At 36.4% G+C, this 23,392-nt stretch carries 25 protein-coding genes and 1 pseudogene; 19 read left to right on the forward strand and 7 right to left on the reverse strand.

Going from position 1 to position 23,392, the window contains the following annotated elements:
• Positions 1 to 91 precede the first annotated feature (91 nt).
• Together rplM and rpsI are read left to right on the forward strand one after the other, a co-directional pair.
• Positions 92 to 538, forward strand: a complete 447-nt coding sequence (gene rplM, locus QZ413_RS01475) for a 50S ribosomal protein L13 (RefSeq protein WP_367117286.1) — start codon at positions 92 to 94, stop codon at positions 536 to 538.
• Positions 539 to 554: 16 nt separating this feature from the next.
• Positions 555 to 947: a 30S ribosomal protein S9 gene (gene rpsI, locus QZ413_RS01480; protein WP_016186595.1), complete on the forward strand. Its 393-nt coding sequence runs from the start codon at positions 555 to 557 to the stop codon at positions 945 to 947.
• A 323-nt stretch (positions 948 to 1,270) separates the two neighbouring features.
• Here rpsI and QZ413_RS01485 read toward each other — a convergent pair whose 3' ends face one another.
• Positions 1,271 to 1,420 carry a hypothetical protein gene (locus tag QZ413_RS01485; protein ID WP_016186605.1) on the reverse strand — a complete coding sequence of 50 codons (150 nt, stop codon included), beginning with the start codon at positions 1,418 to 1,420 and terminating at the stop codon, positions 1,271 to 1,273.
• 219 nt (positions 1,421 to 1,639) lie between these two features.
• On the opposite strand from QZ413_RS01485, the gene QZ413_RS01490 reads away from it, so the two are divergent.
• The 4 genes from QZ413_RS01490 to QZ413_RS01505 all read left to right on the forward strand — a co-directional run bounded on the left by QZ413_RS01490 (position 1,640) and on the right by QZ413_RS01505 (position 4,694).
• Positions 1,640 to 1,774, forward strand: coding sequence for a hypothetical protein (locus QZ413_RS01490; protein WP_016186606.1), 135 nt, complete (start codon positions 1,640 to 1,642; stop codon positions 1,772 to 1,774).
• Positions 1,775 to 2,203: 429 nt separating this feature from the next.
• A complete protein-coding gene (locus tag QZ413_RS01495; RefSeq protein WP_297075478.1) occupies positions 2,204 to 2,824 on the forward strand; it encodes a LysM peptidoglycan-binding domain-containing protein in 621 nt (206 codons plus the stop codon).
• Positions 2,825 to 2,951: 127 nt separating this feature from the next.
• Positions 2,952 to 3,908, forward strand: coding sequence for a tRNA-dihydrouridine synthase (locus QZ413_RS01500; RefSeq protein ID WP_297075480.1), 957 nt, complete (start codon positions 2,952 to 2,954; stop codon positions 3,906 to 3,908).
• A gap of 114 nt (positions 3,909 to 4,022) precedes the next feature.
• On the forward strand, positions 4,023 to 4,694 hold the full coding sequence (locus QZ413_RS01505; protein WP_297075484.1) for a DUF389 domain-containing protein: 672 nt from the start codon (positions 4,023 to 4,025) through the stop codon (positions 4,692 to 4,694).
• Between the two features lie 26 nt (positions 4,695 to 4,720).
• Here QZ413_RS01505 and QZ413_RS01510 read toward each other — a convergent pair whose 3' ends face one another.
• Complete coding sequence (locus QZ413_RS01510; protein WP_297075486.1) at positions 4,721 to 5,125, reverse strand: GNAT family N-acetyltransferase; 405 nt, start codon at positions 5,123 to 5,125, stop codon at positions 4,721 to 4,723.
• Between the two features lie 76 nt (positions 5,126 to 5,201).
• Between QZ413_RS01510 and QZ413_RS01515 the strand changes: the two genes are divergently transcribed.
• From QZ413_RS01515 to QZ413_RS01525, 3 genes are read left to right on the forward strand one after another with little or no spacing between them, the layout of a single operon-like run.
• On the forward strand, positions 5,202 to 5,747 hold the full coding sequence (locus QZ413_RS01515) for a GNAT family N-acetyltransferase (protein WP_297075489.1): 546 nt from the start codon (positions 5,202 to 5,204) through the stop codon (positions 5,745 to 5,747).
• Positions 5,748 to 5,762: 15 nt separating this feature from the next.
• Positions 5,763 to 6,161 carry a (deoxy)nucleoside triphosphate pyrophosphohydrolase gene (locus QZ413_RS01520; RefSeq protein ID WP_297075492.1) on the forward strand — a complete coding sequence of 133 codons (399 nt, stop codon included), beginning with the start codon at positions 5,763 to 5,765 and terminating at the stop codon, positions 6,159 to 6,161.
• 3 nt (positions 6,162 to 6,164) lie between these two features.
• Positions 6,165 to 9,011, forward strand: a complete 2,847-nt coding sequence (locus QZ413_RS01525) for a DEAD/DEAH box helicase (RefSeq protein WP_297075494.1) — start codon at positions 6,165 to 6,167, stop codon at positions 9,009 to 9,011.
• A 156-nt stretch (positions 9,012 to 9,167) separates the two neighbouring features.
• On the opposite strand, the gene QZ413_RS01530 is transcribed toward QZ413_RS01525, so the two are convergent.
• The 5 genes from QZ413_RS01530 to QZ413_RS01550 are packed head-to-tail and all read right to left on the reverse strand — an operon-like array spanning position 9,168 to position 12,702.
• Positions 9,168 to 9,773: an alpha/beta hydrolase gene (locus QZ413_RS01530; protein ID WP_297075497.1), complete on the reverse strand. Its 606-nt coding sequence runs from the start codon at positions 9,771 to 9,773 to the stop codon at positions 9,168 to 9,170.
• A gap of 11 nt (positions 9,774 to 9,784) precedes the next feature.
• Complete coding sequence (locus tag QZ413_RS01535; RefSeq protein ID WP_297075500.1) at positions 9,785 to 10,396, reverse strand: flavin reductase family protein; 612 nt, start codon at positions 10,394 to 10,396, stop codon at positions 9,785 to 9,787.
• A gap of 12 nt (positions 10,397 to 10,408) precedes the next feature.
• Positions 10,409 to 11,296 (reverse strand): VOC family protein, encoded by an 888-nt coding sequence (locus QZ413_RS01540; RefSeq protein WP_297075530.1) that lies wholly within the window; start codon positions 11,294 to 11,296, stop codon positions 10,409 to 10,411.
• A 12-nt stretch (positions 11,297 to 11,308) separates the two neighbouring features.
• Positions 11,309 to 12,271 carry a ring-cleaving dioxygenase gene (locus tag QZ413_RS01545; protein ID WP_297075502.1) on the reverse strand — a complete coding sequence of 321 codons (963 nt, stop codon included), beginning with the start codon at positions 12,269 to 12,271 and terminating at the stop codon, positions 11,309 to 11,311.
• A gap of 14 nt (positions 12,272 to 12,285) precedes the next feature.
• Positions 12,286 to 12,702, reverse strand: coding sequence for a MarR family winged helix-turn-helix transcriptional regulator (locus tag QZ413_RS01550; RefSeq protein WP_297075504.1), 417 nt, complete (start codon positions 12,700 to 12,702; stop codon positions 12,286 to 12,288).
• 212 nt (positions 12,703 to 12,914) lie between these two features.
• Between QZ413_RS01550 and QZ413_RS01555 the strand changes: the two genes are divergently transcribed.
• The 10 genes and pseudogenes from QZ413_RS01555 to QZ413_RS01600 all read left to right on the forward strand — a co-directional run.
• The gene (locus QZ413_RS01555; RefSeq protein WP_297075505.1) at positions 12,915 to 14,084 is read left to right on the forward strand and encodes a serine hydrolase; all 1,170 of its coding nucleotides are present in this window, start codon (positions 12,915 to 12,917) and stop codon (positions 14,082 to 14,084) included.
• 18 nt (positions 14,085 to 14,102) lie between these two features.
• A complete protein-coding gene (locus tag QZ413_RS01560) occupies positions 14,103 to 15,395 on the forward strand; it encodes a PDZ domain-containing protein (protein ID WP_297075508.1) in 1,293 nt (430 codons plus the stop codon).
• A 13-nt stretch (positions 15,396 to 15,408) separates the two neighbouring features.
• The gene (locus QZ413_RS01565; RefSeq protein ID WP_297075511.1) at positions 15,409 to 16,665 is read left to right on the forward strand and encodes a zinc-ribbon domain-containing protein; all 1,257 of its coding nucleotides are present in this window, start codon (positions 15,409 to 15,411) and stop codon (positions 16,663 to 16,665) included.
• Between the two features lie 16 nt (positions 16,666 to 16,681).
• Entirely contained in the window at positions 16,682 to 18,244 is a 1,563-nt protein-coding gene (locus QZ413_RS01570) for a WG repeat-containing protein (protein WP_297075513.1), read from the forward strand.
• A 35-nt stretch (positions 18,245 to 18,279) separates the two neighbouring features.
• Positions 18,280 to 19,095: a zinc ribbon domain-containing protein gene (locus tag QZ413_RS01575; protein WP_297075516.1), complete on the forward strand. Its 816-nt coding sequence runs from the start codon at positions 18,280 to 18,282 to the stop codon at positions 19,093 to 19,095.
• Between the two features lie 21 nt (positions 19,096 to 19,116).
• Positions 19,117 to 20,250, forward strand: coding sequence for a zinc ribbon domain-containing protein (locus QZ413_RS01580; RefSeq protein ID WP_297075519.1), 1,134 nt, complete (start codon positions 19,117 to 19,119; stop codon positions 20,248 to 20,250).
• A 67-nt stretch (positions 20,251 to 20,317) separates the two neighbouring features.
• Positions 20,318 to 20,941 (forward strand): ATP-binding cassette domain-containing protein, encoded by a 624-nt coding sequence (locus tag QZ413_RS01585; protein ID WP_297075522.1) that lies wholly within the window; start codon positions 20,318 to 20,320, stop codon positions 20,939 to 20,941.
• On the forward strand, positions 20,922 to 22,073 hold the full coding sequence (locus QZ413_RS01590; protein ID WP_297075525.1) for an ABC transporter permease: 1,152 nt from the start codon (positions 20,922 to 20,924) through the stop codon (positions 22,071 to 22,073). Before QZ413_RS01585 ends, QZ413_RS01590 begins: the two co-directional genes overlap by 20 nt.
• Positions 22,070 to 23,107: a hypothetical protein gene (locus QZ413_RS01595; RefSeq protein WP_297075528.1), complete on the forward strand. Its 1,038-nt coding sequence runs from the start codon at positions 22,070 to 22,072 to the stop codon at positions 23,105 to 23,107. The genes QZ413_RS01590 and QZ413_RS01595 overlap by 4 nt, the downstream gene beginning before the upstream one ends.
• 68 nt (positions 23,108 to 23,175) lie before the next feature.
• Positions 23,176 to 23,392: pseudogene (locus QZ413_RS01600) on the forward strand (tryptophan-rich sensory protein); the annotation flags it as partial.

The raw sequence follows: 23,392 nt of genomic DNA on the forward strand, positions 1-23,392 counted from the left end.
GGTATTATATTAAATGGTATTGTTTACCCCATTAGAGCCCCGGAAACTCAAGTGTAAGTAAACATTCGAAATTGATATTGGAGGAAAACTAATCGTGCGTACAACATATATGGCCAAAGCAGGCGAAGTAGAACGTAAATGGTATGTAGTAGATGCTACAGATGTTCCTTTAGGACGTCTTTCAGCAGTTGTAGCTTCTGTCCTACGTGGAAAAAATAAACCAACATTCACTCCTCATGTGGATACTGGTGACTTTGTAATCGTAATTAATGCAGATAAAATCAAATTAACAGGTAAAAAAGCAACAGACAAGATTTATTACCGTCACTCAAACTTCCCAGGAGGATTGAAATCAATCTCTGCTGGAGAATTACGCGCTAACAATTCTCGTCGTTTGATCGAAACTTCTGTTAAAGGCATGTTACCTAAAAACACTTTAGGCCGTGCTCAAGGCATGAAATTACATGTTTACGGTGAAGCAACTCACCCACATGCAGCTCAACAACCAGAAGTATTGGACATCACAAACTTAATCTAATCAGGAGGGAATTTCATTGGCACAAGCACAATATATCGGCACAGGCCGTCGTAAAAATGCAGTGGCTCGCGTACGCTTAGTACCTGGTACTGGTAAAATCACTGTAAACAAAAAAGACGTTGAAGAATACATCCCACACGCTGACTTGCGTGAAGTAATCAACCAACCATTTGGCGTTACAGAAACAAAAGGCGCTTACGACGTATTCGTAAACGTTAACGGTGGTGGATATGCTGGACAATCTGGCGCTATCCGTCACGGAATCGCACGCGCATTACTACAAGTAGATCCTGACTTCCGTTTAGCTCTTAAACAAGCTGGATTACTTACTCGTGACGCTCGTATGGTTGAACGTAAAAAACCAGGTCTTAAAAAAGCCCGTAAAGCATCACAATTCTCAAAACGTTAATTATTGCGATTATCGTTCGAGTTTACGAGTTACGAGAATCGTACTGGGCGAAGCTTTGCTGAGCGCAGTTACCTTAATCATGACTTACAAAGGCACTTTCCAATTGGAAGGTGTCTTTTTGTTTGTTACGAAAATAAGACTAAAAGAACGAAGAGAGCCAAGTTACTTATCACTTCAAATTATTATGCATTTACTTCCTTAATTCAAATTTTTATATATAAGAGGGAATAACCTTTTCCTTACAAACTAAATAAGCACCTACCGTTTGTCTACGATAGATGCTTTTAGTAAGAATAGTCATTGTCCATTAGGGAAAATCTCTCCTATGCGATTTTTTCTAGTTCTTTTACTGCTTGTTCAATTGTCGTACCGGTAGCTACTTTGTTGTGATCTGTTGTCGAAAAAACGATAAATAGATTCAACTCAGTATCTAGTGTTACTTTGTACTCTAATTTTTTGTTTGTGAATGTCATATGGCATTCTCCTTTCTGTGTTGTATTGAAAGGCAACCATAACGTCTTCTATAACGAAATTCCACCTTTAGTATACACCTCATGTGAAGTTTTTGTCAAACTAATTATGTTAATTTATTAGGAGACTTTACGTATCGAAAGCAAGAAAAGATAGGCAAATGCATAAAATTATGCTAAAGTGAAGCGATGTGTCGCTGGAATTTAGAAACGAGGAATAAAATGGATAATAAAACAGCAAAAATGTTAGATCTGATCAAGCAAAAAAAACAACAAGGTGAAAAACCTGCTTCAAAAGATACACCTAAAAATGACCGTACGCGTATGCGCAAAGGGCCAAAAATCTATATTAAGTAAGAAAAACCAGCAAATTTGCTGGTTTTTTTGTATGGATGAACGTGTTTCTACTATTATAATAGCGAAATAAGTTAAACAAAGTAGTAAAGTAATGGTCTATATGTAAAAAATAACAATATTTTATTGAATTAATTTTTACATATTTGTAATATAAGAACAAATTTTCGTATTTTTGATCTGGATTTAAGAAATTCTCAAAAATTTTTTGGTTTTATTGTTAAGATAAGATTACATAAAAAATGTTACAAACCTTGATAAATTAGGATTTTGTATTTAAAAAAATAAAATATCGCCTGTTTTTTTCGAAATCGCCTTTTTTGAAATATTTCGTTACATGGTTGTCACCAAAAGGGACTTAGAAGTTGTTATTATAGTCCTTGTCGATGAGTTACTTAGAAGTTTTCGAAATTAAAGGAGATATTTAAACACATGAAATTTTTTAAATCACTAGCATTAAGTACAGTAGCATTAGTTGGATTTGTCGCTTACACTGGTACAGCAAATGCTGACGAAATCAACTATACAATCCAACCAAATGATACATTATCAGAATTATCATTAAAATATTTTGGTTCTGCTAATTACGTAAATAAAATTGCTGAAGACAACAACATTGCAGATCCTGGTATGATCTACGTTGGTGAAACTTTAGTGATCAATACTAATGGTGAAGTTGCAACTGCAGCACCTGCACAACAAGCACCAGTAGAGCAAGCTCCTGCACAAGAAGCAGTAGTAGAACAAGCGCCAGTACAACAAGCACCAGCTCAAGAAGCAGTGGTAGAACAAGCTGCTCCAGCAACAACTTATACTTCATCAGCTTCAGGTAATGAAGCTGCAGCAAAAGAATGGATTGCACAAAAAGAATCAAGCGGTTCTTATACTGCAACTAATGGCCAATACTATGGTCGTTACCAATTAACAAACACTTACCTAAATGGTGACTACTCTGTAGAAAACCAAGAACGTGTAGCAGATTCATATGTACAAAGCCGTTATGGTTCATGGTCAGCTGCTCAAGCTTTCTGGATGGCTAATGGTTGGTACTAAGATTTAACAGACTTTTAAGGCACTTTCCTTTGTGGAAGTGTCTTTTTTTAAACGGCTTTTTTGAATGTTTCTTAAGTTATTAGTATAATAGAGATGTTTGTGAGCAAGTAGAGATAGGAGCATATACATGAAAGAAAATTTTTGGGCAGATCTACCGAAGCCTTTTTTTATTTTAGCACCAATGGAGGATGTGACTGACGTCGTCTTTCGTCATGTCGTGAAAGAAGCGGGCGCACCAGATGTCTTTTTTACCGAATTTACGAATTCAGATAGTTACTGTCATCCGGATGGTAAAGATAGCGTCCGTGGTCGCTTAGTGTTTACGGAAGACGAGCAACCCGTTGTCGCGCATATTTGGGGCGATAAACCTGAATTTTTCCGTGAAATGAGTATCGGAATGGCAGAAATGGGATTTAAAGGCCTTGATATCAATATGGGATGTCCAGTACCGAATGTAGCCGAGCGTGGGAAAGGTAGTGGATTGATCAGACGACCAGCTACGGCGGCAGAATTGATTGAAGCCGCAAAAGCAGGTGGAATTCCAGTCAGTGTTAAAACGCGGATTGGTTTTGAACAGATTGATGAGTTAGAAGGATGGATCACACATCTATTAGAACAAGATATCGTGAATTTATCTGTTCACTTGCGTACGCGTAAGGAAATGAGTAAATATCCAGCGCATTGGGATATGATCCCTAAAATCGTCGAATTGCGAGATAAAATCGCACCACAAACCTTGATTACGATCAATGGTGACATTCCAGATCGTAAAACTGGTTTAGAATTAGTTGAAAAATACGGTGTCGATGGCGTCATGATCGGTCGAGGAATCTTTAAAAATCCATTCGCTTTTGAAAAAGAACCCAAGGAACATTCGTCAAAAGAATTACTAGACCTATTAAAATTACAGCTAGATCTACAAGATAAATACTCAGAGCTTGTACCACGTTCGATCGTAGGTCTACATCGCTTCTTTAAAATCTATGTCAAAGGATTCCCTGGAGCCAATGATTTACGAGTAAAATTGATGAATACAAAATCAACGGATGAAGTTCGGACGATTTTAGCCGAATTTGAAGGATAAATAAAAAAACACTAGTCAGTAGGCTAGTGTTTTTTTATTCTAATTAGATTACGTTCATTATTGTTATTTTTTTGTTATATTTTTTTTAAAATAAAGAAAAAGGAGTGAAGGGGTATGGATAAAGCAAAACATCAAGAGCGCCAATTAGTGCGTTCGGAATCTTTACATAAGCATATTTCAGGCAATCTTAACTTTGACTGGCCTGATCTAGCGATTTTATTTTGTGCGGTAGTTATCGCAAGCGTAGGATTGGCTGAAGAAAACTCTCCGATCATTGTCGGTTCGATGCTGATTTCACCGTTGATGAGTCCGTTATTAGGAGTCGGTTATGGAATTACTCGGCGGGAATTTACCATGATCAAACAAGGGGCGTTATTACTAGGGTTACAGTTGATCATTAGTCTAGTTGCATCTACCGGTTATTTTCTTGTCATGCAAAATGCGACTGTTAATGAAGCGATCTTAAGTCGTACGAGTATCACAGTTGGTGTCGCGATCGTGGCCTTTTTTGGTGGTTTAGCGGCCATTATTGGTTCAGCTAAAAAAGATTCTGGTAATATTTTACCAGGTGTTGCGATTGCTGCTTCACTCATGCCACCACTTGCAACGGTAGGGTTTGGATTAGCCAATGCTTCTTGGGATATTGCTCTACATGCAGGAGAATTATTCTTTTTGAATGTTGGCATGATTATTTTAGGTGCTGCTCTTGGGACCTTGCCGATCGTCAATCGGCAACGAGCAGAAAAACGTAATGACAATCACAAGTGGAAAAGTAAAGGAAATTAAACGAGCAGCCATTTTGCTGCTCGTTTTTAATATTCACGGTAAAAAGCACGTGTTTTTTGTGTGCTAACTTCTTTAAAACCAGTTGCTTCATAAAAGCGTTGCGTTTTGGTGCTATCATCAGTCAATAACATCTTTTGTCGAACATGAGGATAATCAGCTACTAGCTGTTCTAATAATCGTTTACCATGTCCACGACGTTGATAATCAGGATGGACTAATAGGTCTTGAATATACAAAATCGTCTCACCATCGCCAACTGCTCGAATGAGGGCGATTAGTTTCGTGTGGTCCCATAATGTATGGACAACAAGTGATTGTTCGATGGCGCGTTTTAATGTGTCTGGTTCAGTCGTGTAGGCATACCAACCAACTGAATTGTAAAGATCTAACAACTCGGTCAAGGGAATCTGTTTTGTTGTTTTCTTTTCCATAGTAATCTTCCTTTCGTGGATCTGTCTTCTACTTTTAGAATATGCTATTCTAGAAGAAAAAGAAAGTAGGTCGAAGATGTTTACAACTCAAAATAGTGGCAAACTCGTTACTGTTCGTCCATTAAAACATTCGGATTATAATAATTGGTTGGACTCATTTTTACAACGTCGACCTTCCCAACATCAGTATGATGAAGGGGCGATCGATATGAATGAGTGTACACCAGAATGGTTTGATGCACTTGTTTTACGCCAACAAAGTTTAGCGGCACAAGATGATACTTATGTCTTCGGAATTTTTCGCCAATCAGATGGAAAACACCTCGGCGCGATCGACTTTACGACCTTACTACGTGAAGAATTCCAATGGGCTAGAGTAGGCTATACGATCCATAATCAATATTGGCAAAAAGGTTATGGTAAAGAAGCGATGCAGCTAGCTCTAACTATTGGGCAAAAAGAATTGGGCTATCATCGCATTGAAGCACATATTAACTTAGATAATCTTGCTTCACAAAAATTAGCGGAATCGATTGGGATGGAGTATGAAGGGGTACGTAAAGGATTTATCTTTGAAAATGGTGAGTGGGTGGATCATGTGATCTATGCTGCAGTGAAGTAGGAAAGAGGACTCAATATGGAAAAAATTATCTTAGTCGTAGGTGCGATTTTGATCGAAGATGGAAAGATTTTAATTGCGCAACGTGGACCAGGTCGAGCGCTAGCAAATTTATGGGAGTTTCCAGGTGGAAAAATCGAAAAATATGAAACAGCAAGAGAAGCATTGGTTCGCGAGCTAAACGAAGAATTAAACATTACGGTTCAAGTCGAAGAAGAAGTATTTGATCATACACGCTATGTCTATGATTTTGGTATTGTTGAGCTGACGACATATCGCTGTCAGTTAGTAAAAGGCATACCAAGATTGACAGAGCATGTTGCGATAAAATGGGTCGAGTCTCATGAATTAGATCCCGATATGTTTGCTCCGGCTGATATTCCAGCAGTTGAAAAATTGAAAGTGCAAGGAGTCTGATCAATGGCGACATTAGAAGAAGGACTACAAAAGGGATTTATCGACCGACAGATAGCGACCAGTCGTTATGTTCCTAAAATGATCATCAACCAACCAGAAAACAAAGAATTTTTAGCAACAGTTTTGCAAGAAGAGTTAAGTCAATGTGAGACGTTTGACTTTTCGGTTGCGTTTATTACGCAAAGTGGGCTAAATGCTTTGAAAGTCCAGTTGGCTGATCTTCATCGACAAGGAAAGAAAGGACGATTGTTAACATCGACTTATTTAGCATTCAATGCACCAGAGATCTTTTATACCTTGTTGCGCATCCCTAATTTAGATGTGCGCATTTCAAAAACACCAGGTTTTCATGCAAAAGGCTATTTATTCAAGCGCGAAGAATATACCTCGTTTGTGATCGGTAGTTCAAATTTGACGTTACAAGCTTTGAAGCAAAATTATGAGTGGAATGTGTTATTGACATCGAAAGAAAATGGCGAGATCTTACATCAACTTATCACACACTTTAATGACGAATGGCAAAAAGCACAAGCTTTAACAACAGAATGGATTTTGGATTATCAAAAAAGTTATCAACAAGAATCTTTTAAAAAGGTCAAAGATTTAGAAATAATTGACCCAAATGAAAAATATATCGTACCAAACCGAATGCAAAAAGCTGCTTTGGAGAATCTGGTCCAATTACGAGAGACTGGTGCAAAAAAAGGTTTGGTAATCTCTGCAACTGGAACGGGAAAAACCTATCTAGCTGCGTTTGATGTGATGCAAGCAAAACCTAAAAAAATGTTATTTGTTGTCCATCGAGAACAGATTTTACGTGCAGCAAAAGCTTCTTTTAAAAAAGTAATCGGCGGGTCTGATCAAGATTTCGGAGTATTTTCTGGAAATCAGCGTGAATTAGAAGCGAAATATGTATTTGCTACGATCCAAACATTGTCAAAACCTGAACATTTGGCCTTATTTCAAGCTCAGGATTTTGATTATATTTTAATCGATGAAGTGCATAAAGCAGGAGCAGATTCCTATTTACGCTTATTCAATTACTTTGAACCTCAGTTTTTACTTGGCATGACTGCAACACCAGAGCGTACAGATAATTTTAATATTTTTGAATTATTTGATTATAACGTAGCGTATGAGATTCGCTTACAAGATGCTTTAGCAGAGGATCTACTGTGTCCTTTTCATTATTTTGGTGTGACTGATTTTGAGATCGATGGAGAAATTTTTGATGAAACAACTTCTTTAGATCGACTAACACTAGATGATCGGTGCCATTTTTTACTAGAAAAATTGGCGTATTATGGTTGTGATGATTTGATTCCAAGAGGATTGGTCTTTTGTCGTTCACGTGAAGAAGCACGGATCCTAAGTGAAAAATTCACAAAATTAGGACATCCTTCCAGCTACTTGACCGGGAGTCATACGATCAAAGAACGGGAATATGAGATCGAGCGACTTGAAAAAAACGACCTAGAATATATTTTTACAGTCGATATATTCAATGAAGGGATCGATATCCCGAAAATCAATCAAGTCATCATGCTACGTGCCACACAGTCGAATATTATTTTCATACAACAACTTGGTCGAGGATTGCGTAAAGATCCATCGAAAGAATTTGTGACAGTAATCGATTTTATTGGGAATTACCAAAATAACTATATGATTCCTATGGCCTTATCAGGAGATGTGAGTCGCGTCAAAGAGCGATTACGCAAAGATACGGTTGAAACAAATTACTTAACCGGTCTTTCGATGATCAACTTTGAAGAGATTGCTAAACATCGTGTGTTTGATGCTATTGACCGAGCTAAATTAGATAGTATGAAAGAACTTCGAGAATTGTATTTCCAAGTAAAACAACGTGTGAATCGGATCCCGACTTTACTAGATCTTGAAAAAAGTGGAATTATCGATCCTTTAGTGATCACCGATAAATATAAAAACTATCCGCAATTTTTATTGAAACTCAAAGCAATCGAGCTGAATTTTCCGGAAACGATGCTAGGTTATTTTACTTTTTTCTCACAAGAATTGTTATCTGGAAAACGAAAGCAAGAATTGTTGCTATTAAAAAAATTGTTATTTAAAGAAAAAATAAGTTTCAAAGAATTGAATCCTTTATTTGAACACTTTAATTTAAGTACAGCATCCTTTACGATACGATCGGTCATTGATACACTAACGACTGATTTCTATCGTGGAGGTGTCAAACAGACCTATCAAGCGTATGCTTTTATCAAAATTGAAGATCAACAAGTCCAATTAAGTGAAGCGTTCCAACAAGCACTAGGCAATCCACAATTTAAACAGTTTTTTGTAGATGCTCTTGAAACGGCAATCCATAAAGCGGCTCGATATGATCAAGAACCCTTTACATTACACGAAAGCTATCGTCGGCGCGATGCCTTACGTTTACTTGGTTTTAAGGAACAAATGGTCGATCAAAATATCGGTGGGTATACGTATGATCGCGAGCTTAAACAGTTTGTAATCTTTGTAACGTTAAATAAAGGGGAAGCTTTTTCGGGTGCACAGATGGCTTACGAGGATCAATTATTAGATGTAGAAACGATGCACTGGTTCACAAAAGCACCACGTAAACTCACCTCGCCAGAAGTGAAGATCATGTTGGAAGAAGAAGGGTGGACCTATCATTTATTCGTAAAAAAATCAGATGATGAAGGTACGAATTTTTATGCTTTAGGACAAGTTATACCAATCAAAGAAACCATCGAGCAAGCAGAAAAACCGACAAATCAAGGAACAAATAAATCTGTCGTTCAGATGAATCTGAAACTTAAGGATCCATTACCGTATGATCTATTTCGTTATTTTACGACATAAAAAAAGGGGATGTGATAAAAGTCTATCACATCCCCTAAAAATTGAATAAATGGTGTTCCAAAAGCAGCGCTTTTAAAAATAAGCCGCACTATTACCGAAATAGCCGAGTCTATTATCGGAATGGTGCGGCTTATTTTTTAGAGCTGCCCACTTCTGTCACAACCTCTTTTTTTGTAACCAATTTTTTGCTTCTTCGACTTCAGCATAGGTCAACTGATGTGAATGGGTCCATAAAGCAGTCACCGTAGCTCTGCGATTTTCTAATAGCTCTAGCACATGTTCACTTTCCTTAACTGGAACGATTGGATCATGTGTGCCTAAGGTTACAAAGAAGGCAGATTGAGGTAGTGCTTGATCTGCAATCTGTTTTACAGGATACATCGGGTGAAATAAGATTCCTTTTTTAAACCGATTGGATTGGTCGATTAAAAGCTTTAAGGCAATATTCGCTCCATTTGAGTAGCCAACAAAGACTAAGTTTTGTAGGTCGAGTTGATTTTCTTCAAAAAAAGTGACTAAAAAATCAGCTAATTTTTCACCTTGTTCGTGCAAATCTTTTTCGTCATATACACCCTCAGCTAAGCGTTTAAAAAAGCGTGGCGCTCCATTTTCTAAGACATTGCCCCGAATACTTAAAATACTAGCATTTGGATCTAAAGCTTCGTGTAAGGGAAGTAAAGAAAACTCATCGCCACCAGTACCATGTAATAAGACGAGGACAGGTGCATCTGTTTTTCCTTTACGAAATTGATAATGAAACATAGTAGACCTCCTTAGTTTAGTGGACGGGCGATCGTAGTGATCTCACCGATTGTGGCATAATCGTTACCTGCAAGGCGACTGACTGCCGCTAATTTTCGTGGATCGATCTTGCCTTCTTCATAGATCGTATCCTCGATTTGAAAAGCTTCGATCTTAAGTAAAAGTAGATCAGCAGTTACTTGTTCTTGATCAAAAATCGGAACGTGTTGGTAAAGACTTGTTTCAAAGCGAACTTTTGCTTGCTTTAGTCCGGGCGTTTTGATCAGCGTCGAGTCTACTAGATCAAAAGGGGCACGGGTGAGTTCACTGGTATCTGGAGCAAGTGGTGCGGCGGTTTCATTGGCTAACGTGACATTGTCTTCATCTAAAATATGCACTACGGCTTCTTTACTTTCAAGTACATTACGCGCGGTATCTTTTAGTTGGCCATTTGCACGTTGGACCGAAACGGAGACTACTGTCGGATTGGTACTCACGATCGAAAAATAACTAAACGGTGCGATGTTGACTACGCCAGTTTCAGTGAGGGTACTGATCACAGCCACCGGTCTAGGAATGATCGAACCGATCAGTAACTTGTAAATCTCACGATCCGTTAATTCTTTTGGGGTTAAAGTAAGCATATACTCAGTCCTTTACGTAAATTTAAGTAAGTGTAGCATAATTTCGTCACGTTGGTGTTCATATTGTTTCGGTAATTTTAGCTGGCTCCCCAAAGTTTCTGCAGGTTCATCGACTGTAAAGCCTGGCCCAGCTGTTGCGATTTCAAAAACGACACCTCCTGGTTCAACAAAATAGATCGCTTTGAAATAATCGCGGTCTTTTTGTTCTGTAACGGCATAGCCTTTGCTCATTAACTCGTGTTGCCAAGCTAGTTGTATTGCTTCATCTTCGGCATAAAATGCGATGTGATGAACCGTTCCGACGCCAAAACGCCCATGGGGAAGTGGCGTGTGAGGAACGATCAATTCATGTCCTTCTACACCAGCTAAAGTGTAACGAGTCATATCATTTGTTTCATGCATTGTCTTAATGCCCAGTGTCTGCAAGGTCATGTGTGTTTTTAGCGGATCTTCTGACAGTAACACGGCACCGTGGAAAGACGTGATCGCAGGTGTCTCACGTCTTTCGTCACTTTCGACAAGTGCTAGTGCCAGGCCATGACGATCGGAAAATTCGAGTGTTGGTCGCGCGAAAAGGTTTGTTTCCGTCACGTCTAATCTTCTGGCAGCTAGAGTAGCTTTCCAGTGATCGAGACTACCTTTTGGAATACGAAAGGCGATTCGGCCAACTTGTCCGCTGCCGACTCTTCCTGTATGCCGATTGGGCCAATTAAAGAAGGTCATTACTAAACCATCATCAAGTGAGTCGGTTCCAAAATATAGATGATACGTAGTAGGATCATCAAAGTTTACTGTTTTTTTGATCAAACGTAACCCCAAGACATTACGGTAAAAGTCTGCAGTCGTTTGTGGATCACCGACGATCGCTGAAATGTGATGGATCTTTTGAATTGCTTGCATCATGTTTCCTCCTTATTTTGGGGTAGAGTCAAATGGACGGATCGATTGTTCGATTTGAGTACGACAGCTTTCTAAAAATGGTGCAAGAGATAGTCGTTCACCCAGTGTTTCATAAGGTTCGTCACCCATAAATCCAGGTTCATCCGTAGCCAACTCGACTAAGATCGCACCGATTCTGACATATAGTGATTCAAAATAATAGCGATCGACATAGCCTGAATGATGTAAGCCTAGTTGATCAAAGGCTTCTTGCCAGACAGCTAAAGAATCACGATGGGCTAAACGAAAGGCTACATGGTGGACTTGGCCATCACCTTGACGTGCAGGTTGACTTGTAGCATCATCGACTAAAATGATTTCTGCACCATTACCACCGTCACCGACTGTGTATAATGTACGATTCGCTATCGTTTGAACTTCTTTAAAGCCAAAAACCGTTTTGAAGATCGAGGCATAAGCTTCAAATTGTGAGATCGTCATTTCGACAGGTCCTAAACCATAGATCGCAAATTCTTGAGGTACCGGTCCTTTTTTCCAAGGAGTTCCAGCAGCAACACCTTGATTGTGTTCATCTGAGATCAATTGATAAGCTTGATCATCAAAATCGTAAAAGCGTAGCACTTTTTTGCCAAAATCAGTCGTGATCGCATCGTGTTTGACATCATGTTTGGTAAAACGATCAGCATAATAATCTAAAGCGGCGTCAGAAGGGACTCTAAAGCTTGTACGTGTAATGGCATCTGTTCCGGCGCTTCCTTTTTGACTATTTGGAAAATCAAAGAACGTCATCGTAGTTCCGGGTGTTCCATGATCATCTGCAAAGTAAGTGTGATAGGTGTAGATATCATCTTGATTGACTGTTTTTTTAACTAAGCGCATCCCTAAGATTTGTGTGAAAAATTCATAATTACGTACGACGTCACTCGTCATAGCGGTTACGTGGTGGATTCCTAATAATTGGTCTTGTTTATTCATTTGAGTTCCTCTTTTCAGTTTAATTTTTTAAGTAGTGATTGAAGTTGTTTCATTTCATCTATCGATAAGGTGTCAAATTTTTTCGTGATCGTCTGTGCGTGTTTTGGAAAGATCTCTTGCATCAATTCCTCACCAGATGGGCTCAAACACAATTCGATAATCCGTTTATCTGTTGGATTTTTTTCGCGTAGTACATAACCTTTTTTGACGAGTTGATCAATGACATAAGTGGTACTGCTACTAGCAATCAAAATTTTTTCTTTTACTGCTTGTGTGGTATGGCGTCCTTTGTGATAAAGAAGTTCCATTACCGAAAATTCTGTGATATTCAATCCATAAGCGAGGACATCTTTTTGTGCAAGTTGTTCAAGTTTTGTACTTGTTCGAAGCAAGCGGATATATAAGGGTAAGGCATAGCGTTCTTTATCCATAAGCAACTCCTTTTTAAATTTATTTCGAATTCGAGATAAATATAACTTATTTTTTGTAAGTTGCATAGGAATATGCTCATTTTGGTATGCATAATATGAATGGAAGATATGGTATTCTGTCAATAGCAATGTAAAAAATAAAGGTTAACTTAAGAAAAAAGAATGATATAATAAATATTGAGCCTTCAAATTCAATAGAAAGGTATAGTATATTGAGAAAAAAACAGCAAATTTATACTTACATATGCTTAGGAATATCCTTGATTGGCCTAAGTGCTTGTACTAAAAACCATACCGAAAAAACTTCTGAGCAACAAAAAGCAAATCAAATTCAAGAATCTCAAAATGAAAACACAAATGAAAAAGTAACCGAAAATGACTCGGAAAGTATCAGCGAGCAAGAGAACATTACCGAAAATACCATCGATTCAAATCAAAACCAAAAAAATACAGCAGCGGTTGATGTCCGTAAGGTGAATGGCGATATTATTTATCGTAGTGGCTACGACCTAGCGGGGGATTCAAATCCCGAATTGATGCAATTGATTGAACAAAATATGGATCAAATTCAGTCATTGAATGGAAGAAGCAGTCGCTATACTGTGTATATTAAAAATTTAAACGATCCTGAAAAAATGGCTTATATTTCAAACTGGAGTCCAGCTCATAATCAGTTTTCGGCTTCAACAATCAAATTATTTATTTTAATTTCGGTTTTCCAAAAATTTGCAGATGGTAGTTTGGACAAACAAGATCTTTATAAATTAAAGCAAAAAGATGTTGTAGAAGGTTCTGGAGTGATGCAATACGATCCTATAGGGACAGAGTATACATTGGAGCAACTTTGTGAGTTGATGATCAGCAAAAGTGACAATGTTGCAACAAACGTTCTGATCGATGAAGTAGGTGGTTTTGATGCAGTAAATAAAGTCATTGCTTCTTTATATGGTCCAGATCACTACTCTAATCTAGAAAGAAAAATGATGGATACTTCGAACATCGAGAATGGCAAATCCAATCGTATTAATGCCAAAGAAGCTGGAGAAACACTGCTGAAATTATATCAAGGCGATGTTATTTCAAATTCAGTAGACACTGAAATGTTAAAGTTATTAACCCAAACAGAGAATAAAACGAAACTTCCAAGTCTACTACCAGCAAATGCTATCGTATATAACAAAACAGGTGAATCGAATTATCGAGGGATTGAAAACGACATTGCGTTAATTGAAATAAATGGACAAGTATTCGTTATCTGTTGCTTAAGTGAGTTAAATGGTGACGATGAAGAACCAGAGGATAGTACTTATGAAGAAGATATTAGTCAGGTTAAAGCAATTGCAGGGGTCGGAAAAGACGTTACTGATTGGATGATAAATTAAAAATAAGGGAGTAAGCAAATGAAAGCAAAAAGAAAAATGAAAAAAAATGTGATTTTTGGAACATTAGCAGTTGTTGTGATTGCAGGAGCAGGTGGGTACTATGTTTACGCTCAAGATGAACAAGCAAAACTTGATAGTAAGATTCAAGAGGCTCAACAGTTAGTTTTATACAACGAACTTGCTACTGGAGAAAAGGCTAAAGAATTACAAAAGTATCTGAATAAAGAGGGGCAAAAAGTCCCATTGAAAAATTTACGTGCTAACTTCAAGGACGTTAATATCGATTCACTGTTAAATGAAGCAAAAAAAGAAATCCAAGAAACTGAAAAAAATGAACTGACAAAGCAAAAAGAGAGCTTAACTAAGATTTCGACTGATTTGACAAATGCCGAAAAGGACAAAAACTTTCCTAAAGAAAAGTCAGAAGATATCACTAAATTTAAAGATCTATCTGGAACGTTCGAAAAAAACCAAGATCCAGTGGGACTGAATTTAGCTGTTAATGAGTTGAAAACTATTTCTGGTCAAGCAACTACATATATTGCTGAAAAAACTGAAAAACAAAAACAACAAGAAGCACAAATCGCTGCTGAAAAGAAAAAGCAAGAAGAAAAGGCTCAAGCTGAGCAAAAACAAAAAGAAGCCGATGCGGCACAAATTGCAGCAGCAGCTGAAAGTGGTGACTATCCTTCGTTGGGCATGTATCGAGGCGACTTGCCGAATGGTGGAGGCGTCATCGCATTTGAGATTGCTTCTCAGGGACCAGCATATGAGGCTTCGCTACCGAATGCTTCATCCAATTGGGATAATGGAAGTGTGATTGTCGCTATCGATGGAAAAAAAGTAGACTCAGCTATTTTAGGGGCTGAAAGTATGGAAAGCGTCATGAAACAGCTAAAATTGGGCCAACGTGTTGAAATTGAATATAAAGATGGTACAAAGAAAACCGTAACTTTGGATACAACATATAATCAAGCGAAGCAATTTAGCTATAGAGATTTTCCAGATGCTGGTTCTAGTACAAGTACTAATCTTTATTTTGGTGTTAGTGGATATAGTGTTGGTAAACAGCACGACAACAAAGAAATTGGTCTGTATATTACCGATATCTACTCAAACAGTTCAGCGTCAAGCAGTGATCTAAAAGTCGGAGATATTATTTGTCGTATGGGGCAATACTGGATCAATGATACGCAAGATATCCAGCGCGTATTAACACATTACAGCTCATACGACAGTATTGAAGTTGATTATATTGATACGAATGGAAATTTAAAAACTACAGATGTAACATTGAAAACAAAAAATTAATTCGGGGTGTATTATGAATAAAATTATTTACTGTGAATCTTGCGGATCACCAAATGAAATCGATGCACTATTTTGTGCAAACTGTGGTCAACCGCTAGCAGCTGATCAAACTGAAAATGTGGCAAAAGAAGAGACGACTTACAATGAGGCGATGGATGCATTTAGCGTAGGGAATTTCCCAAAAGCTTTATCACTGCTTCAATCGATTACTTATTATAAAGATGCACAAGAAAAAATTGAATTAATCAAAAAAACGAAGGCACAATTAGAAATCGAGTCAATCGCTAATGAATATCAACAAGCATTAGCATTGAAAGAAAACGGACAGCTCGAACAAGCTAAAGCGAGTTTACTAGCTTTGGGAGATTATCGTGATGCCAAAAACCAAGTGGCACAAATCGAATTATTATTAGAACAAAAAAGAAAAGAAGATGAGATTAGAACCTATGAACAAGCTTTAGATGCCTATAAATCTAATCGTTTAGAGGCAGCACTGACCTTGTTTGAATCTTTAGGGAATTATCGCGATGCTTCTGAGTATGCAACGTTATTACGTTCGCAGTTACAAACGGTACACATTGAAAAACAATACGCTCAAGCGCTTCAAGCGATTGCTACAAAAAACTATCCCGTTGCTAGACGTTTGTTATTAGAATTAAATGGCTATAAAGATTCTGCTCAATTGTTACAACAAGTAGAGATGGAGATGGCAACAAAACAAGAAAGTGAATATCGCGATGCACTTGATTCGGCGATATTAGCTAGCCAACAAGCAACAACAGTAGCAGAAATTGAACAAGTCTTAGAATATCTAGAAGACATTAAAGCTCCGCAAGAAGATCGTGTGTTTATCCTAAATCGTTATCAAGAATTATTAGATTTGGAAAACCAAACAAGATCTAAAAAATCTAAGAAAACAAAAACGATCGTTAGTTGGGTAGCGTTCGTTGCAATTATTTTAGTTACTGTAGGCAGTTTTTCGTACTATAAGATTTCTGAAGCGAACACATTAAATACAGCTGTTGAAAATGCTAGAGCCACAAACAGTAAAAAATTCCCAGAAATGACTAAAGAAACAAAAGCGTTATTAACAACAATGATCGATTCGTATGAAGGAAATATAGATGATTATACTTATGAAGTAGTCAGCCAAGGTGGAGCGTATACGATCATCAAATATACATTCAATTCGCCAGATATGTCTAAAGATGTATTACCAAGTAGTGGTACAAGAACATATAAAGAACTAGCAATAACAACAGAGAAGTAATATTGGGGTATTTAAAATGAAAAAGTGTGAGTTTTGTCAAAAAGATATAAATAGTAATGCTTCGTTTTGTAGCCATTGCGGTAAAAAACAGTTACAAAATGAAGCACCAAAGTATCAAAAATTTCAACAACCAGACTTACAAAAAAACATCAAACAAGCCAATCCAGTGAAAAAATCACGATGGATTACTGGAATTAGCTTGATAGGGGTTGCTGCTATTTTAGTAGCTGGTGGCTTTTACTTTTTCCAAAGTCAAAAATCACCAGCTAGTACGCAACAAAAAGTTCAGGAAAAGGCGATAGCTAAAAAGCAAGTCGTTTTTCCTTATCGTGACGGCGAACTGTTTGGATTGATGGATAGTGATTTTAATGTGATCAAAAAAGGTTTCGCTACGAATATTTCGTTGTTCAATACGCAAGGTACTGCGTTTTTCTCAGATTATTCTAGCGAAGATTACGATGAATATCATAGTGGATTGATCAATCAAAAGGGAAAAGTAGTAACAGATGAATCTGATCTACAAATGCTTGGGATTTTTGGTTCCCAAGGTCAAGGAAGTTCACCTTCTAAACTAGTATTGATGCAGTCGAAGAATGGTGTAATGACGTATGGAACACAAGACGATGACACTGTCTTGTTTGGATTGATCTCTTCGAAAGGTGAACGAATCACTGAGCCGATCTATCCATCGATAGGTGCTTTCAATCAATTAAAAATCGCTTCGGTACAAGACAGTTCTGATCGAGTAGGAGTTATTGACGAAGAAGGCAATATAGTGATTGAGCCTAGTTACTATTCGACGATACCAATATCTGATAAATATATTTTAGTAAAAGATAGTGAAGACTCTAGAATGTTTGATGTCATCGATACAAAAGGAAATATCATTAAAGAAAATTTTTGTAAAAACTATCCGACTGTGTCAAATAATAAAATTATTTTTGAACAAGCGAATGGGAAATATAGCCTTGCCGATCTTAATCTGAATGTTATAGCTGAAGATGTATCAAGTTCGCCCATTCAGTTTTCTAATGATGGGAAATACTATACGTACCAAGATAGAAAAAAATATGGCTTACGTGATGTGAAGACGAATGATGTAGTGATCGAAGCAACTTATGAATACCTTAGCCCGCCTAATGAACAAGGAAATATGGCGGCGGGGGATCCTAACGCTGCAGATATTATTGATCTTGATGAGAATATAGTGATCAGTTCTCAAAATGCAATTTCATCTGTCGGTGGAAGTAATTTATTTACAGAGTTCGACGGAGACAACTGGACAACGTTAGATCCTGATGGAAAAAGGATAGATGATGGTGAATATTATCTAGGGGTAGCTAGTCCAGTGATTTATAATGATTACGTCATTGCTAGTAAAAAAAGCAATATAGACAAGCAAGATGAAGCAGATCATCGTTTTGTCGTTTTGAATAAAGATGGATTAAAGCTAAGTGACGACGCAGTGAGTGTCAGTGACTTGGGTGACCGCTTGTTTATTCAAGAATCAAGTGCATATAAAATTATCATCAAGGATACTGGAAAAGTGGTAAAGGAAAAAACTTCAATCACTGATTGAGTTTATAAATATAAAAATAATTGGAGGAAAAAGAAATGAAATATTGTGTAAATTGTGGGTCAGAAATGAAGGCGGAGGCTAGATTTTGTCCAAAATGTGGACAAGACCAAACTGTTGGTGGAGAGCAAAAAAATCCAACCAGTGATATGAATTCAAATATGCAAGGCGGACAGTACCAAAGAAGCCAACCTAATATGGCACAAAATGAAACATTGCAAAGAACAATTGTAAAGAGCCAGAATTATTTTAATTACTTTTTGACACAATTGAAAAAGCCAACGACAGATGCTTCAAGAGCAGAAGGTTATTTTGGCTATGTAACAGTTTTATTATTTACTTTCTTACAATCGTTAATGATTTACTTATTAGCTGACCAAGCTAACAATTACATCATGGGTATGTTTAATCCATATTCAGAGTTATTTAGTTTATTTGGGACTTCATCATATAGCTACAGTATGGGATTTTCTGACTTTTTAAGAATTTTTGTAGTACTGTTATTATTCATGGCAGCTTTAGTGGGCGTTTCGTTTGGGATGTCACGTTTATTAGGTTCAGCTAAAGTATCTTGGAATCATTATTTAAATCAATTTGGAAACTTTTATTCATTGATGATTGCATTATTAATCGTAGCAAACTTTGCTTTATTTATTGATTTAGCTTCTGCATCGTTTGTTGCAATTGTGATCACTTTAATGTACTTAATCAATTTTATTTCAGTCGTTATGGTGATTTTAGCGCAATATAAAACAGATGTGAAAACAGCTTTAGCACCTTTCTACAATATTTTACTAACATTTATTTTAATCGGTATTGTCGACGTTTTGATTATTGCAGTATTAACAAAATAAGTTAGAAAACAGGAGTAAGAGATGTTTTGTAAAAATTGCGGACATAAGAATAATGATCATGCAGCTTTTTGTGTAAAATGCGGACAGAAAATCGAAGCGAATGCACAGTCAAGTTTGCCAAAGTTAGATACATTTCAATCCACTTCAGCTAAGCAAGTGATCGAAACCAGAAAAAATCAACATAAACAAAAAAAGAAAAATATATCGTTTATCATCGGTGGGGTTGTTGTTTTAGCGGTATTGAGCTTTTTTGTTTTTACTAAAGTATTTGGATCGAGTACTAAAAACATGAATCCTTTAGAAATGATTTATGTAGGAATTGATGAAGTAACAGATAGTCAAGGTTTTGATTTTGAGTTTATTGCAGAAAACGATTATGGTAGAGAAAATTATAGTGGAAGTATCGCTTTAGGAAAAGATGCAAAATCGAGTCGACTTTCGTTGCTTAATACGGATGGCGATAAAATTACTTACGAGAATGATAAAGCTACTATAACGTATCCAAATCAAAAATCTGAGAGTGAAAACGATATTTTAAATTCATTTTATGATGGAACTGGAATCGATTTGGAAAAATACATCAAAAATAATCATCTTGATAAGGATGCGATCTTTGAAGAAACAGTGACAAATTACGTGAACACCATCGCAGCAGCTAGATTTGATGACGAGGTCGCAGAACAGGTAATGCAAGTTGTTCCTAGTGGAGATTCTGCATGGAATTTGTTTTCTGATTTTATTAAGAATGGTTTAAACGATAAAGAAACGAAAGAGAAAGTCTTCATCAATGTTAAGGAAGTTGAAAAAAACAAATATGATTTCCAAATCGACGCTCTTGCGTTATTTAAAGCATTTGATGATTACTTAACTAAAGCACAAAATGATACGAAATTATTAAAAGAAATCGGTATGACGGCTCAAAATGTCCGAACACTATCGAATTATGTTGGTTTAGCTTTAAACCAAGTTCAAAACCAAATAGACTACGAAGGAATCGATCCAACGATTGTTAATCCACATATGACAGTTGGTTTAGATAATAAAAACCGCCTCACAGAATTTTCTGTAGATTCTATTACAGATGAGGAATATGATGTCGATACACCTTTTGTGAAATTAACGATTTCAAATATCAACAAGCCTAGTTTCAATTAAGTGTCATAAATATTTAGAAAAAATCGAGGCTTGATTGCCTCGATTTTTGTTTGTTGTAGGAGGAAAAATGAAAAGAATAGTCATAGACAACTTATTACTTAAGCGTAAATCAGCTATACAAAAGCCGTTATCATTTAGTTTAGAAGCTGGCAAAGGACTTGCGATATATGGATCTAATGGTTCCGGAAAGTCGACTTTATTAGATACGATTGCGGGCGTTTTGCCCTATAAAGGTGGAAAAATCGAAATCAATGGAGTATTGGGATATGTTATTCATTATGGGGGCTTTGAGGAACACTTGACCTGTTTAGATAATTTATATTTAGAAGCACGATATGCTAAAATGCCTAAAGAAAAAATCGATGAACGTATTATTTTTTGTAGCGATCGTTGTGGGATTACGCCGTTTTTAAATACAAAGATTCGCAAACTAAGTACAGGAATGCGTGTAAGAGTAATGATTGCTGCTAGTTTACTTGTTCGACCCGATATTTTATTGATGGATGAGTCATTCAATGCATTAGATGAACGATCGGTTTATCAGATAAAGCAACTTCTTTTAGAAGAAAAGAAAAACGGTCTTTCTTTACTAGTTGTGAGTCATCGTCTGAGTGATTTTCAAGATATTTGCGAAAGAATCTTCTTATTCGAAAACAATGAGGTGATTGATTTTGAAGATTTTAAATTATAGCCTTTTAGAACTAAAAACAAATGGGAAGTACTATTTAGTTGCTGGTATATGTTTGATTGGGGTTTTGAGCTCTTTTATGGTTGCACTTCCTAAAAATATCTTTCAGTCTGAATTTACACAATCAAGCTTAAGACTAGGGATTGTTATTCCTGAAGATAGTTTCTTTCGTGATATGATTAAAACATCAATTGGAAGTAACGAGTCTGTTAACGAAGTGAAAATAATAGATCGAAACCAGATCCAAACATTGCTAAAACATTCTGAAATCGACTTAGTAATAGAATTACCGGATAATGTTGATGAAATTATGTTTAACAAAGAACAAGGAATAATTAATTTATATGCGAATAATCCATTGATTGGAAAGATTATGTATCAAATATTGAAATCGGCCGTGACAACAGTGAATGTCATGCAACTAACTTCATTAGATTATTATGAACAAATTATCAAAAGTAGTCTAACTCAAAAGCAAAAGCAATTGAATATCGAAAAATTTGATGAACAGCTGATTGAAAAAGTAATTACTAGAGCACAATTAACAAAGATTCACAACTATGGCTCACAGTATGTAGTTCAGTTGTGGTCTCTGACTTATTTTTTTATTGTAGTGATATTTAGTATCTTCAATGTACAGATCTATGCTAAGCGAAAAAAAACAAATATATTAAAGAAGTTAGTATTCTATAGATTTACCATCAAAGAAATTTTACTAGTCAAATTGATCCTTCAACAGCTCATCGTACTTGTTTCAGCTAGCTTAGTTTATTGGCTATTTCGCAACTTTTCTGAAATCGAATTTTGGAAATATTTGCTTGTGTTACAATGCCTAAGCTTTTTTACATTAGCGCTATTTTATGCGATTTATACGATAGGCTTAAATTATCGAAGTGAGTTTAGTGTCTTATTGGTATTGAGTAGCTTGAGTTTAGTATTCTTATTTTTAGGCGGTTTGATTTTCCCCCTGTATGATTTTGATCTCGCGATAAATTATTTGAATCCAGCTTGGTACGTGCAAATGTGTGTAAGTTACATGTTGGCAAATCAACTAAATCTTTCATTCTTATCGAATTTATGTATTTTCGCTAGTTTACTCAGTTTGCTTGTTTATGTTAGGGAGGCAAAGCGATGAAAGGTTATCGACGTCATTATAAGTTGATTTTTTATTTCACTATAGTTTTTTTGATACAATTACTTGTTACACAGCTGAGGAGTTATTGGATAGGTGAAGACCAAGCGACTATTAGCGTACTCGTTGTAAACCGTGATGTGGGAGAACAAGGAAAGCAGTTTGAAAAATTTCTAGAGGATGAGCAGTATGTTACGATTCAAAGTGACGAAGATTGGACACCGATAGATTACATCAAAACAAAGGAAAACGTCGTCGTCGTCATCCCGAAACAGTTTACTAAACAAGTAAAACAGCAAACTACACAAGATTTGATAACTGTTTATTTGACTCCAGGAATCCAAGATACGCAAATCACTCTAGATATGATACAAAGTAATTTATTAAAAATAATTACGAGCGAAACGTACAGATTGGCCAGTAATCAAGAAGCAAAGGAGTTATCTGACACAGAATTATTTAAAATAGATTATCTCGATAGCGAATCAGAAGAGACAGTTTATGGAGCTACTAAAAAAACGATCTCACTACCATTGATTGGTTTATTTTACTTGCCACTACTCTTGATGATTCTTACAACGATTCCTAGTTCTCAAAATAAGCGATTAAGATTTTATGGATATAGAAGTATCCTACGTGAACAATATCGTTATTTTGTGGTACTAACTTGTTTGTTTTTAGTTGAGTTCAGCCTATTTTTGATTTTCGAGTACTTCTTTTTAGATCGTATGTTATCGATTTTACAAATAGTCCAACTTTTTTTATTCTATGGTTATCTTGTATTGAGTTCGATTAGTCTTTCTTACTTAAAATCCTCTAACTGGATTTATTATGGATTTATTCCTTGGTTTATTTTGAATCTGACAGTAGCAGGGGGACTTTTTGAAACAACGATTTTACCTGCATATCTGAGTTTTATATTCCCAATTCAAAATTTAGTAAGCTTTTCATCGGTTTGGTCTGTCCTTAATCTAGTTGTTTTGATAATTATTGTTATTGTATTGGGTGTGAAATTATTGAAAGAAGCAAAGCATTAAACCATTAAAAATCGACTGAACGTGGTACGATAGTTTTATTAAATGATAAGTTAGAGGGGGAAATGGGGATGAAAACATCCGCAACGGGAAGTAAGATTTTAGTTACAGTGTTGTATCTCATTATGGTCGGTTCGAATGCATTATCGGTACTATTACCGATCAATAATGTATCGATGCAAGAAGTATCTGATTACTATTTTAATTTATTTGCACCAGCTGGGATCACGTTTTCGATTTGGTCAGTGATCTATACACTATTGTTATTATTTGTAATCTATCAGTGGA

The organism is uncultured Enterococcus sp. (assembly GCF_913775425.1).
GTDB lineage: Bacteria > Bacillota > Bacilli > Lactobacillales > Enterococcaceae > Enterococcus_G.

Bases quoted from the DNA above. Each gene is read 5' to 3' on its own strand.
- QZ413_RS01510 (WP_297075486.1), bottom strand. From the start codon at position 5,125: ATGGAAAAGAAAACAACAAAACAGATTCCCTTGACCGAGTTGTTAGAT.
- QZ413_RS01485 (WP_016186605.1), bottom strand. From the start codon at position 1,420: ATGACATTCACAAACAAAAAATTAGAGTACAAAGTAACACTAGATACT.
- QZ413_RS01535 (WP_297075500.1), bottom strand. From the start codon at position 10,396: ATGCTTACTTTAACCCCAAAAGAATTAACGGATCGTGAGATTTACAAG.
- QZ413_RS01540 (WP_297075530.1), bottom strand. From the start codon at position 11,296: ATGCAAGCAATTCAAAAGATCCATCACATTTCAGCGATCGTCGGTGAT.
- QZ413_RS01585 (WP_297075522.1), top strand. From the start codon at position 20,318: ATGAAAAGAATAGTCATAGACAACTTATTACTTAAGCGTAAATCAGCT.
- QZ413_RS01580 (WP_297075519.1), top strand. From the start codon at position 19,117: ATGTTTTGTAAAAATTGCGGACATAAGAATAATGATCATGCAGCTTTT.
- QZ413_RS01490 (WP_016186606.1), top strand. From the start codon at position 1,640: ATGGATAATAAAACAGCAAAAATGTTAGATCTGATCAAGCAAAAAAAA.
- QZ413_RS01550 (WP_297075504.1), bottom strand. From the start codon at position 12,702: ATGGATAAAGAACGCTATGCCTTACCCTTATATATCCGCTTGCTTCGA.
- QZ413_RS01530 (WP_297075497.1), bottom strand. From the start codon at position 9,773: ATGTTTCATTATCAATTTCGTAAAGGAAAAACAGATGCACCTGTCCTC.
- QZ413_RS01515 (WP_297075489.1), top strand. From the start codon at position 5,202: ATGTTTACAACTCAAAATAGTGGCAAACTCGTTACTGTTCGTCCATTA.
- QZ413_RS01560 (WP_297075508.1), top strand. From the start codon at position 14,103: ATGAAAGCAAAAAGAAAAATGAAAAAAAATGTGATTTTTGGAACATTA.
- QZ413_RS01495 (WP_297075478.1), top strand. From the start codon at position 2,204: ATGAAATTTTTTAAATCACTAGCATTAAGTACAGTAGCATTAGTTGGA.
- QZ413_RS01525 (WP_297075494.1), top strand. From the start codon at position 6,165: ATGGCGACATTAGAAGAAGGACTACAAAAGGGATTTATCGACCGACAG.
- QZ413_RS01575 (WP_297075516.1), top strand. From the start codon at position 18,280: ATGAAATATTGTGTAAATTGTGGGTCAGAAATGAAGGCGGAGGCTAGA.
- QZ413_RS01595 (WP_297075528.1), top strand. From the start codon at position 22,070: ATGAAAGGTTATCGACGTCATTATAAGTTGATTTTTTATTTCACTATA.
- QZ413_RS01505 (WP_297075484.1), top strand. From the start codon at position 4,023: ATGGATAAAGCAAAACATCAAGAGCGCCAATTAGTGCGTTCGGAATCT.
- QZ413_RS01520 (WP_297075492.1), top strand. From the start codon at position 5,763: ATGGAAAAAATTATCTTAGTCGTAGGTGCGATTTTGATCGAAGATGGA.
- QZ413_RS01565 (WP_297075511.1), top strand. From the start codon at position 15,409: ATGAATAAAATTATTTACTGTGAATCTTGCGGATCACCAAATGAAATC.
- QZ413_RS01545 (WP_297075502.1), bottom strand. From the start codon at position 12,271: ATGAATAAACAAGACCAATTATTAGGAATCCACCACGTAACCGCTATG.
- QZ413_RS01570 (WP_297075513.1), top strand. From the start codon at position 16,682: ATGAAAAAGTGTGAGTTTTGTCAAAAAGATATAAATAGTAATGCTTCG.
- QZ413_RS01500 (WP_297075480.1), top strand. From the start codon at position 2,952: ATGAAAGAAAATTTTTGGGCAGATCTACCGAAGCCTTTTTTTATTTTA.